Annotated in this window: 8 protein-coding genes; 3 read left to right on the top strand and 5 right to left on the bottom strand. The window is 33.4% G+C overall.

Annotated elements, in window-relative coordinates; genetic code table 11:
- The 5 genes from VFS71_RS19350 to VFS71_RS19330 form a co-directional block, all read right to left on the bottom strand.
- Nucleotides 1-248: dihydrodipicolinate synthase family protein (locus VFS71_RS19350; protein WP_326403311.1), on the bottom strand; the 248-nt coding region annotated here is incomplete at its 3' end.
- Between the two features lie 93 nt (nt 249-341).
- On the bottom strand, nt 342-1,805 hold the full coding sequence (locus VFS71_RS19345; RefSeq protein WP_326403309.1) for a RagB/SusD family nutrient uptake outer membrane protein: 1,464 nt from the start codon (nt 1,803-1,805) through the stop codon (nt 342-344).
- An 18-nt stretch (nt 1,806-1,823) separates the two neighbouring features.
- Nucleotides 1,824-5,468 (bottom strand): SusC/RagA family TonB-linked outer membrane protein, encoded by a 3,645-nt coding sequence (locus VFS71_RS19340; protein ID WP_326403308.1) that lies wholly within the window; start codon nt 5,466-5,468, stop codon nt 1,824-1,826.
- Nucleotides 5,469-5,650: 182 nt separating this feature from the next.
- The gene (locus VFS71_RS19335) at nt 5,651-6,829 is read right to left on the bottom strand and encodes a FecR family protein (RefSeq protein WP_326403307.1); all 1,179 of its coding nucleotides are present in this window, start codon (nt 6,827-6,829) and stop codon (nt 5,651-5,653) included.
- Between the two features lie 129 nt (nt 6,830-6,958).
- Nucleotides 6,959-7,570, bottom strand: a complete 612-nt coding sequence (locus VFS71_RS19330; RefSeq protein WP_326403306.1) for a sigma-70 family RNA polymerase sigma factor — start codon at nt 7,568-7,570, stop codon at nt 6,959-6,961.
- A gap of 506 nt (nt 7,571-8,076) precedes the next feature.
- Here VFS71_RS19330 and VFS71_RS19325 point away from each other — a divergent pair.
- From VFS71_RS19325 to VFS71_RS19315, 3 genes are all read left to right on the top strand, one after another.
- Complete coding sequence (locus VFS71_RS19325) at nt 8,077-9,342, top strand: MFS transporter (protein ID WP_326403305.1); 1,266 nt, start codon at nt 8,077-8,079, stop codon at nt 9,340-9,342.
- Nucleotides 9,343-9,420: 78 nt separating this feature from the next.
- Nucleotides 9,421-10,839, top strand: a complete 1,419-nt coding sequence (locus tag VFS71_RS19320; RefSeq protein ID WP_326403304.1) for an adenosine deaminase — start codon at nt 9,421-9,423, stop codon at nt 10,837-10,839.
- A gap of 160 nt (nt 10,840-10,999) precedes the next feature.
- Nucleotides 11,000-11,974 carry a DUF2167 domain-containing protein gene (locus tag VFS71_RS19315; protein ID WP_326403303.1) on the top strand — a complete coding sequence of 325 codons (975 nt, stop codon included), beginning with the start codon at nt 11,000-11,002 and terminating at the stop codon, nt 11,972-11,974.
- Nucleotides 11,975-12,040 lie beyond the last annotated feature (66 nt).

Here is a 12,040-nt window from a genome sequence, read left to right as displayed (position 1 = left end):
AAAAACACCATTACTTTAAAATCGGCATCGTGATTCGAACAATCAGCCCATGCTTGCGCTACGGCTTTTTTTTCTTCTAAAGTAATCGAAACCCCTTCTCCTGTAGAGCCGTTTATAAAGGCTCCTGTGATTTTATTTTGTTTTAAAAATGCGTAATATCCTGGTATTAAGCTAACATCTAATTTTCCGTTTTTATCAAAAGGTGTAAATGGTGCAGCTATAAGCCCTTGTAAGTGTTGAATTTTCATGATGTTTTTTTGTTAAATTATGGGTGTTATTTGACTAAGCCGAAAATTTTTGAATTTTCGACTCAATCAATAACAGTAAGTTTTTAATCTAAATTAGTACCCAGGATTTTGAGTAACTTTTGGATTGTAATTAATTGTGTTTTGAGATATTGGGAATAATATCTGCTTTCCTGTCATAGAAGGGAGGTTACCCGTTTTATTGAAACGAACTAAATCCCACCATGCTTTTCCTTCGAAAGCCAATTCTTTTAGACGCTCATTCAAAATAACATCATCATTTGCAGCTTTTGAAGAATTTGTGAACGAAGCAGTTGCATCAGCTCTTTTCATGACTTGATCCATCTCTACCGTTGGGTCTTGCCCCAAAGCGTTCTTTATTTCGGCTTTCATCAATAAAATATCAGCCCAACGATAAATAATGATATCACTTGTAAATCGTCTTAAAGTACCATCCACAGTCCCATTATATTTCATTAACCCCGTAACAACATCAGCAGTGTTTGCGGAATTTCTCAGAGTTAAATAAGTAGCATCTTTTCTAACATCAGTAGCTGCAAAGTTAAAGTGAGCAGGGTCTGGCTGCACTCTTGAAATACCGGCATTTCCAGAACCAGAACCAAGAGTACCAAACATTGCAGTTGCTTCAGCTGTAGTTGCTCCAGGATAATCTGAAGGACCAACATACATAAATGAATTCCAGTTATCTGATAAGTTTGAAGGAACATCAGTCAGTGAATAACGAACAGCAAAAAGCACTTCACTATTTCCTTTATTAGTATAACTGAATACATCTTTAAAATTAGGAAGTAAAGTGAATCCTGCAGGAATAGCGTTTATAGCGCTTAAAGCAGCATTCAAATCTGTAGCTCCTCCATTTAATTGTTTTGCAGTCCACAAATTAACTTCTGCTTTTAGAGCATTAGCAGCCGATTTAGATAATTGTACTTTATTGATATTCTCGTCAGGAAAATTAGCAAGTGCCGATTCAATATCCGATTTGATGAAAGCAAAAGTCTCCTCCAAAGTATTACGAGGAACTATATATTCATTTTGATTCGTGTTTTCTGTTGGAGTTGTCACAATTGGAACACCTCCCCAAGAACGAGCCATAATGAAATAAGCTAATGCTCTCATTGTATAAGCTTGAGCAAGATATCTTTTTTGTTCTTTTACAGTAGTAGAACTAAAAGTAATCGTAGGAACGTATTTTAAAATCAAATTTGCCTGTTGAACAACTGTATACAACCCAGCCCATTCTACATCAACATTTTGAGCAGTAAGATTGTTATTATAGTAATTGGCATAATTCAATGGTGATTGAACTCCTCCTTTAATTTCGGCACTTCTAGAACCTCCCAATAAATAATAGTTTTGTTGGGTTTGAGTTCTAAAGTTAAAGTACATTCCATTAACGGCTGCCTTTGCATCATCCTCGGTTTTCCAAAAGGCATTTGAAGTGATAAGACTTTCAGATTCTAAGTTTAAGTCGTCTGCACAAGAACTCATTAGTGAGATACAAGCGAACAACAAAGAATACAATATATATTTATTTTTCATGATGTTTAATATTAAAATTTACAGACTAACATTTAATCCAAGTATAATATTTCTTGGTACAGGATATGTTCCTGTGGCTCCTGCAGAATTAAGACCTTGGCTTGAACCACCATCAATCCCTTGAACTTCAGGATTCAAACCTGTGTAATTAGTAAAATAATAAAGATTACTTCCAGTTAGATAAAGACGAGCTGATGCTAATTTTATTTTGTTGGCAAAAGAAGCAGGAACGGTATATCCTAGTGTAATTTCTCTTAGACATAAATAATCACCACTCTCATAATAACGGCTATTCCCTTGAAACATATTTGTGTTATAAGCTGCTCCACTGGCCTCAGATCTAAATAAATTGTTTTGATTCGTTTGATCTGCCCAACGGTAACGAGGTACATCTGTAATATCCCCTTCTTTTTGCCAAGACTGTAAGCTTTCTGCTAACAATCCGTAGTTACCTTGAAACTGTCCTATAAAACGAGCTCTTGCTTCATTATATATTGTTGCTCCCAAAGAATAATCTGTTCTAACCACTAATGAAAATCCTTTATAACTTACATCAAAATTAAAACCTCCAACATATTTAGGAAACATATTCCCCATATACGTTCTGTCCTTACTATCAATTATACCATTAGCATCTGTATCTTCAAAAACAGCGTCTCCTGGATATTTAATTCCGTTTGGATTTCCTCCGCTTGCTGCTGTTTTGGTTACGTAAGTATCTCTTGTTGTAGCATTATAAGCATCAGCTTGAGCTTGAGTAGAAAGAATATACAATTGTTTATGTGCATAAAAATCACCTATTTTTTGTCCTTCTTGCAAACCTCCAACATATGCATATGATCCGCTTGCTGCATCCCAAATTTGAGTTCCACCAATTCTGTTGTTTAAATTTCCATTGTAAGGAAGTTTTTCAACAACATTTGTATTGTGAGAAATGATAAATCCAGCATTAATTTTTAGATCATTTTGATTATAAATTGTCGTTGCCAATTCCATTTCGAAACCTTTACTTCTTAAACCACCAAGATTGGTCAATACTGTTGAGAATCCACTATTCGAAGGCAAAGTCAAATTGGTCAACAAATCAGAAGTTAATTTGTTATAAAAATCACCAATTAATCTAATTTTATCTTCGTTAATTCCTAAATCAAATCCAATATTATTTGTTTTTGATTGCTCCCATTTCAAATTAGGATTTGCAATTTGTGAATTAACAATGGCAGATTGTCCATTATAATTGTTAGCAATTCCATTTGTAGAACCTGAATACAATCCTCCTGCTTGAAAATCTCCTAGAGTTCCCAAATTTCCATTGATACCAAAACTACCTCTCAATTTTAATGAAGAAATAACTGTTGGCATTACCTTCCAAAATTCTTCTTCATGAGCATTCCATCCTACTGATACACCAGGGAAGAAACCATATTTATTGTCTGGTCCTAAATTTGAAGCACCATCATATCGAAAAGAACCAGTGAATAAGTATCTGTTCTTGTAATCATAATTCAATCTTCCGAAAACACCATTAATAACCAATTTTGTATTATTGGCATAAACTGAAACTGGAATTGGAGACGAATCTAATGTTTGTGCTAAATCTGAAGGGCTTCCTTTTCCTGAAGCATTAAATGCTTTTATTGTTCTTGCATAATTTGAAGCTCCTAATTTTGCTTCAAAATTTCCAACTTCATCTAATGATTTTTTATAGGTAAAAACACCCTCGAATTGAGTTTGAAAATAGCGATTATTTACTTGCGATGCTGGACGAGTATTGTCAACTATCCCTGTACTTCCACTTAAAAAAGCCTGTTGAAAAACATTACCCGAATCATTTTCACTATACAATGACATAGAAGGCACAAAATTCAAATCTTTTATAATTCTCAAATCCCCATCAACAGTCAATTGCAATTTTTCATTTTGATTAATCCCTTTCACTTTACCCATTTGGTATAATGGATTTCCGTTAACATTATTCTGCCCAGGTGCTAAAGTCCCGTCTTCCAATAAAAATTTTGTAGTTGGAGCATTTCCTAAATATCTATTAAAGACAACGCTATTGCTTACTACTTGATTATTATTAGATCTAGAATATAACATTTTACCACCTAAGGTAAAATTATCCGCCAATTTAAACGAAGCATTTAACTTTGATGTAAATCTTTCGTAACCGGTAAAGATTGTTATACCATCTCCTTTTAAATATCCCAAACTTAAATCGAAAAGAGCATTATCTGTTCCTCCGCTAAAATCCAAATAATGATTTTGAGTTATGGCATCTTGAAACAAAACATCATTCCAATCTGTACTTTGAAACATAATAGTATTGGCAGCATTAAGAGGATCGGCCATTTCTTGCCATCCTTTGGCTTGCAACGACGCAATAGTTTCTGCAGACAAATTTGATTTCAATAATGTTGCAAATGGAGTACTAGGTGTTAAATTATTCCCAGTACCATAAGGAGTTGCCCCAATTAATTGATTGGCTCTTGCATTTGGTTGAGTTCCTCCCAAAATTTCAGAAGCATTTTGAACTCCTAAACGAGACAATCGTATAAAATCTTCACCTCCCAAAAAATTATATTTTTTTGCAATTTGGCTGAATTGAGAAGAATAACTATATGAAATTTTAGTTTTCCCAACTTTACCAGTGGAAGTAGTAATAATAACAACACCATTTGACCCTCTAGCACCATAAATGGAAGTTGATGCCGCGTCTTTCAACACTTGTAGAGAAGCTATATCTGTTGGGTTTATATCATCTATTTGAGTACGAATTACCCCATCTACAATATATAATGGTGTAGCACCACTAGGATTGTCGATTGAAGTTCCTCCACGAACTAAAATATTGGATGCTTTCCCTGGCTGACCAGATGCTGTACGAACAACAACACCACTCACATTCCCTTGCAATGCTTGGGTTACGTTAGAATAAGGTATGTTTTCCAAAACCTTTTTGTCTAATTTTGAAACCGAAGTAGTTACTGTTCTTCTATTTTGAGATCCATATCCAACAATAAGAACCTCATTCATTTGCTGTCCAACTTCTTTTAAAACTACATTCAAAAAATCGTCATTTACAATTTTAACTTCTTGATCTTGCAACCCTATATAAGTAACAACCAATACAGTAACATTATCAGGAATTTCAATTTCAAAAGAACCGTCAACATCTGTTTGTGTTGAAAATTTAGTTCCCTTGCCTAAAATATTTACTCCAGGTAATGACTCTCCTTTTTCATTGGTGACTTTTCCTTTAATTTTCCTATTGATAGGTGCAATTGTACTTTTCTTTGTAGTCTCTTCTTTTGGAATTAAAGAAATGGTTTTACCTTGAATAATCCATTTTACAGATGATTCCTTAAAAGCTTCTTGCAATACTTTTTCGATTGAAGCATTTTTAACATCAATTGATATTGGCTTCACATTCTTTAAAATAGTAACGTCATAGAAAAAAACGTAGGTTGTTTGTTCTTTAATAACTGACAAAACTTTTTTTGCTGACACATTCTTTCCAGAAAAAGTTATCGTTTGAGAAGATACTGCTGCCGATACATTGAGCGTAAGAGCAATTATCAATATGGACGTTAATTTCATAACTTTCCAGAATTTAGGTGTAAGCCAAGAATTTCTTGACTTGCATTTTGGTAATAATTTCATACTTTTGTAATGATTTTGGTTAATAATAAATTTTCCTTGCTTGGTCTATTTATATGTTTTTCAAGTCATAGTTCCTTTGTACTAAGGAACAAGCCAGCGAATGCTTCCAACATCTGCTGGCTTTTTTATTGAATTACAAATAAATATTTTATAAAATGAGTTTCCTCGATTTGGCTTTTTTCTTAAGGCATTACTCTCAAAACTTTGCCTTCTATTTTAAAATGAATATTATTTCCTTCTAAAATTTTCAATACTTGTGATAGTTCTAAGTCACGATTTATTTCACCTTCAAAATTTCTGGAAACAACCCCTTTCTCGAAAACAATATCTACATCATACCATCGGCTTAATTGACGCAGAACAGTTTCTAGACTTGCATTGTTAAAATAAAACATGCCTTTTTTCCAAGCCATCACTTCATCAAAATTATCAAGCTCCTTAACAGCTACAGCCCCAGTATTTTTTATTTCGGCTTGCTGACCCGGTTTTAAAAGCACTTTTTTATCTTTTTTGCCTACCAAGACACTACCTTCTAAAAGTGTGGTATTAATTTCACTTTCATCATCATAACTATTGATATTAAAATGAGTTCCCAATACCTTCACTTCAACATCCTTAACACTTACTGTAAAAGGTCTGCTTTTATCTTTGGCCACCTCAAAATAAACTTCTCCTTTTATTGAAACTTTCCTTTCATTAGCTGCAAAAGAAGTTGGAAATGTAATTGAGGAAGAAGCATTAAGCCAAACTTTTGTACCGTCTGACAATTCTAATTTATATTGTCTCCCTCTCGGTGTAGTCATAATATTAGTAACTGCTTTAGCATTGTTCTCTCCCTTATAAACCAATTCCCCATCTTTTTTTGAAACAGCTGTATTACTTTGATTGGCCAAAACGCCATTGGCTACACTATCCAAAACAATTTGAGAACCATCTGCCAATGTAAGTATGGCACCCGTTCTTCCTGGAGGAATAATATTCTTTTCATTATTAACTACAACAGGAGCATTATTATCTTTTTGTGAAAATTTAAAATATCCAAGTCCAAGAACAACTACGACACTTGCAGCAACAACCAATCTTTTCCAATTAAATAAAGTAAAGTCGGCTTCTTCTTCTTCAATTTCAATTTCCTTATTAGCATTCATTTTCTCTCTAAGCGATTGAATAAAATGCTGAGTCGATTCTAGACTCTCACTAATAGGTTCTATACTTTCATAATTTTCACGAAGGATATAATCCAAATCATCCGCATATTGAGGATCATCAATCATTTTTAATAATTGTGTTTTTCCTTCAGGAGATATTTCCCCTAAAACAAACTGGTACATAAGTTCTTTAAACACTTCTTTTTGATACATAACTAAAAGATTTAAGCCTTGTAAGGATGTCCTTCATATATAAAGACGAGGATACTTTACTAAAGTGGCAATGAAAATGAAAAAAAAAATTAAAAAAAGAGTAAAAAAATAATTAGAGCTCAAAAAATATCATAAAAAGCTAGCAACAAAGGAATACATTCCTAGACAAATTAAGACTAATAAACCAAGACCATAATGCTTGTTAAGATAGACTCTCATGAAGTTTAACGCTTCTAACAAATGCCATCTAATAGTTCTTTTGGCCAAACCTAATTCTTCACTAATAAAATCAGCATCTTTGCCTTCTATACGGCTCAATAAAAAAATTGTACGCCTTGGCTCTGACAAAAGATTGGCTCCTTCTTGTATAATTTTATTTAATTCTTGGAATTCATATTGATCATCAGGTTTCAAAAACATTTCCTGGAGTTTCTCTCCTTTAAAGGTTTCTGTCTCAATCAATTTTTTGCGAATGTGGGTGATAATTAAATTACGACTCACTATAAAAAGGTAGTTGTCAAAACTTTTGACTTCGGTCAACCTTTCTCTTTTATCCCAAATTTGAATAAATACATCTTGAGTCAATTCTTCTGCAACAGGATATGATTTTACAAAACTAAGGGCGTGTTGCAATACTTTCTGCCAATATTTTTCAACAAGACGAGAGTAGACTAATTCATTGCCTGAAGCTACATTCAATAAAACCACAGATTCATCTGATGACATTAAGGGAGAATTCATAAAGTTTTTAGGGGGTAACTTAATTTGTTAAATTAATTGGGACAAACTTAACAAAAAAAAAAAATCCTTCAGCTAGATAATTTTAAAAAAGATTAAATAATTAACAACAAATCAATAAATAACAATGATATTTGAGAGAAAAAAGAAACATTGTCAAAAAAATATTCAATTAAATCAAAAAATTATTTAACAATCATTTTTCTTCCAAAATTGGATCTAAATTTATTTTTTAACCCTCGAATAAAACAAAGTAAACTTTCAATTCAAAATTCTCAAAAAATTTAGTTTAATATGTTCTTTCAAAAGACAATTAATGCTGTATCAATTTCTAAAAGTTGCAAAACAACACCAAGTCCATTATATTTGGCTGAACGTTTAGGAAGAAAGTTGCAGAGTCATATGCTTTTATGTCAAAGTGTTTTTTACACATTCGGCAAACATATTTTCATTTGAGGCAATGATCAACAAACCGATTTATTAATGAAACCACAAAAGACCAAATCTTAATGAATAACATTTCTCCATCAATAACACAAAATTCGAAATCCATACTCAATGCCGCAGTGATTGTAGCAGCTCTTGGCTATTTTGTTGACATTTATGATTTATTACTTTTTGGAATCGTTCGTACTGATAGTCTAAAAGATCTTGGAATAACAGGAGATGCTGTCCGAAACCAAGGAGAATATCTTATCAGTATGCAAATGTTTGGGATGCTTTTTGGTGGGATTTTGTGGGGTATTTTAGGAGACAAAAAGGGGCGAATATCGGTCTTATTTGGCTCTATTTTACTGTATTCAGTGGCTAATATTGCCAACGGAATGGTAACTACCGTTGATGGATATGCTTTTTGGAGATTGATTGCAGGAATTGGGCTTGCGGGTGAATTGGGAGCTGGAATTACCTTGGTTGCCGAATCCTTACCCAAAGATAAACGTGGCTACGGAACTATGATTGTAGCTTCTGTTGGTGTTTCTGGAGCTGTTGCTGCTTATTTGGTCTATCAGTTTTTCCAGGATTGGCGCTTGTGTTATTATGCAGGAGGCGGTCTTGGCATTTTGTTATTATTTTTAAGAATCAGCATTACCGAGTCGGGAATGTTCAAACAAATACAGCAAAGCGATGAAAAGAAAGGAGACTTCCTGTCTTTGTTTACCAATTCAAAAAGATTTTCTAAATACCTTCAATGCATACTTATTGGAATTCCGCTTTGGTTTTTGGTGGGTGTTTTGATCACATTCTCACCCGAATTTGCAAAAGCACTCGGTGTACAACAAGCCGAAACCATCGCTGCCGGAAAAGCAATTGCCTTTTGCTACACTGGTTTAGTTTTTGGGGATATTGCCAGCGGATTATTAAGCCAATGGCTAAAAAGTCGAAAAAAAATTATGCGCCTGTTTTTGATTTTTAACCTAATCATGGTTTTTGTTTATTTGAATGCTTACGGAATTTCTGCTTCAACTTTTTATTTACTTTGTTTTGCAATGGGAGTTTCTGTTGGATATTGGGTTTTATTTGTGACCATTGCAGCCGAGCAATTTGGAACCAACATCAGGGCTACTGTAACGACTACAGTTCCCAATTTTGTTAGGGGTTCGCTCCCGCTAATTATTTTGATTTATAGCTTTTTTCGTGATCGCCTTTTTGAAGGTGACATTCTCAAATCGGGAATGATTGTTGGCTCCTTATTATCAATAGTTTCCCTATTGGCACTGTGGAAATTAAAGGAGACTTTCCATGTAGATTTGGATTATACCGAGAAACAATCATAAACTTGATTCAACATCAGTTAGCGGACAAACGACAACAAATTCAATAAAATTTGTTATATTTGCAAGGAAATATAGAACATGAAATTATTTAGTACATTCCTATTTTTCATCTTATTTCAAGTGGGTTTTGCACAATCAGCTGAATCTTATTTTGAAAAAATCAGAAATAATGAAGCTGAACTTACGGCTTTCTTTGCCCAAATGCCCAAAGGTGGCGATTTGCACCATCATTATTCCGGTTCAATTTATGCTGAACCATTATTAGTTCACGCCATTGCCAAGGATTTTTATCTGAACACACAAACCATGACTGTTAGCCAAGAAAAACAGAATGGAAGTGATTGGTTGTTATTTTCTACCTTGCAAAAAAATGGTGAATTGGATGTCTACAAACAAAAAATAATGCATAAATGGTCTGTCAAAGATTATAATAATGTTGACTACCCTTCGGATAAATTATTTTTTGAATCCTTTATGAAGTTTGAACCTGCCACAAACAACAATTTTGAAGCCGGTTTATTGGAACTAAAAAACAGGGCTATCAAAGAAAATGTAAGCTATATCGAAACCCAATTATCGACTATTCCTTGCGCCATAAAAACGGATGATTTAGCAAAATACAATACCAATTTAAGAAAATTTGCGGCAAGTAAAAACGAAAAAGCCATTATGCAATCTTTGGATTCCTTGTATGCAATTTTTATTCAAAAAGAAGCCAAAAAATATGCAGCCGATTTCAACAACAACTTTGTTGCCAAAATGCACAAAGAGCTTAAAATAGATGACAGCCAATTCACAATGCGCTATCAAAATTTTGTTTTGCGCTTTATGGAACCTGTGGATTTATTCAAAAATTTAATGGTTGCTTTTATCTCTGCTGATAGCAGTCCGTTGATGGCGGGTGTTAATATCGTTTCTCCCGAAGATGGTGAAACTTCAATGAAAGATTATTGGTTACACATGGTTATGTTCAAATATTGTCACAACCGTTTCCCAAAAGTAAAATACTCCATGCATGCTGGTGAACTTACACTGGGATTAGTTCGCCCCGAAGAATTGTCTTGGCATATCAATGCGGCTGTTTATACTGCTGGCGCCAATAGAATTGGACATGGAGTTGATATGGCCTATGAAGAAAAGAGTTATGATTTAATGCGCTATATGGCTAAGAATAACATTCCGATCGAAATTAATCTTACCAGTAATGAGTTCATTATAAAAGTAAAAGAAAACCGTCATCCTATTTTATTGTACAAAGAATTTGGGGTGCCAATTGTCATAAGTACAGACGATGCCGGAATATTGAGAACCAATATGACAGAGCAATATGTTTTATTGGCCAAAAGATACCCGACCATTTCTTATGCTGACATTAAACAATTTGTTTATAACAGCATCAACTACAGTTTTATCCAAGATTCTGCAGTGAAAAAACAATTAGTTCAAGATTTGGATAATCGTTTTAAAGCTTTTGAGGCTGATTTTCCTTTGAAATAAAAACTTTTTTTTCCATTACACTCCATTCATTGACAAAAGGGTATTTTTTTAATAAAAATTTAACAAGATTAATATTTATTAAAAAAAACATATATTTGAAACATATTCTCAAAAAGACCACATGTTTTTTATTAACCAACCCTTTAACCAAGTCTGAAAAATGAAAAAAACTACTTTAACTATTATTTCCTGCCTGTTTACCTTTTTTATATATTCTCAAGAAGAAGAAATGCAAAAGAAAATAGATTCTATTGAAAAAACTTTCAAATACGAACATGGCTCCATTAATTTAAAAAATGGAATAGGAAAAATAAATATCCCAAATGGTTTTAAATATCTAAATTCAGTACAAGCAGAAAGAGTATTGGTTGATTTATGGGGAAATCCAAAAGGAGAAAATTTATCTCTAGGCTTACTATTACCCGAAAACCAAGGAGTAATGAGCCAAACAGGTTACGTATTCAATATAGAATATGACGAAATTGGACATGTTGAAGACGATGATGCAGATGACATCAATTATGATGATTTGTTAACCGAAATGCAAAAGGAAACAATCGAAGAAAACAAAGAGAGACAAAAAGAAGGATATGAACCCGTAACAATTGTAGGATGGGCAGCAAAACCATTTTATGACAAAGACAGGAAAATATTGCACTGGGCCAAAGAAATAAAATTTGGAAAAAGCTCAATAAATACGCTAAATTATAATGTTAGAATCCTAGGCCGAAAAGGGGTTTTAGTATTAAATGCAATTGCAACCGAAAATGAATTACCTCTTGTACAAAAAGACATTAGTAAAGTGCTTGACATTGTACAATTTAATGACGGTTATAAATATGAAGATTTCGACTCTAATGTAGATGAAGTGGCCGCGTGGACAATTGGAGGTCTTGTAGCTGGAAAAGTCCTAGCCAAAGTAGGCTTCTTTGCTATTTTTGCCAAATTTGGGAAACTAATTGTACTTGGTCTTTTAGGCTTCTTTGGTGCTTTCAAAAATAAAGTAAAAGGATGGTTTTCTAAAAACAAGAATCCTGAAAATGAAGAAGAACCGAGAGAGTTGGAAGAAACAGTTGCCCAAATTGAAGAAACAGAAAAAATAGAAGAGCCTGAAACTGTAGATAAAGAACTTTAATACAACTTTTATTCAAAATAATTCTAAGCCCCAATTTCGGGGCTTTTTTTTATAAAAGAAAAGATA

The sequence above is a fragment of the Flavobacterium sp. genome (assembly GCF_035760125.1).
GTDB lineage: Bacteria > Bacteroidota > Bacteroidia > Flavobacteriales > Flavobacteriaceae > Flavobacterium.
Note: the sequence above shows the minus strand (reverse complement) of the source record. Positions and strands in the feature narration are given on the sequence as shown.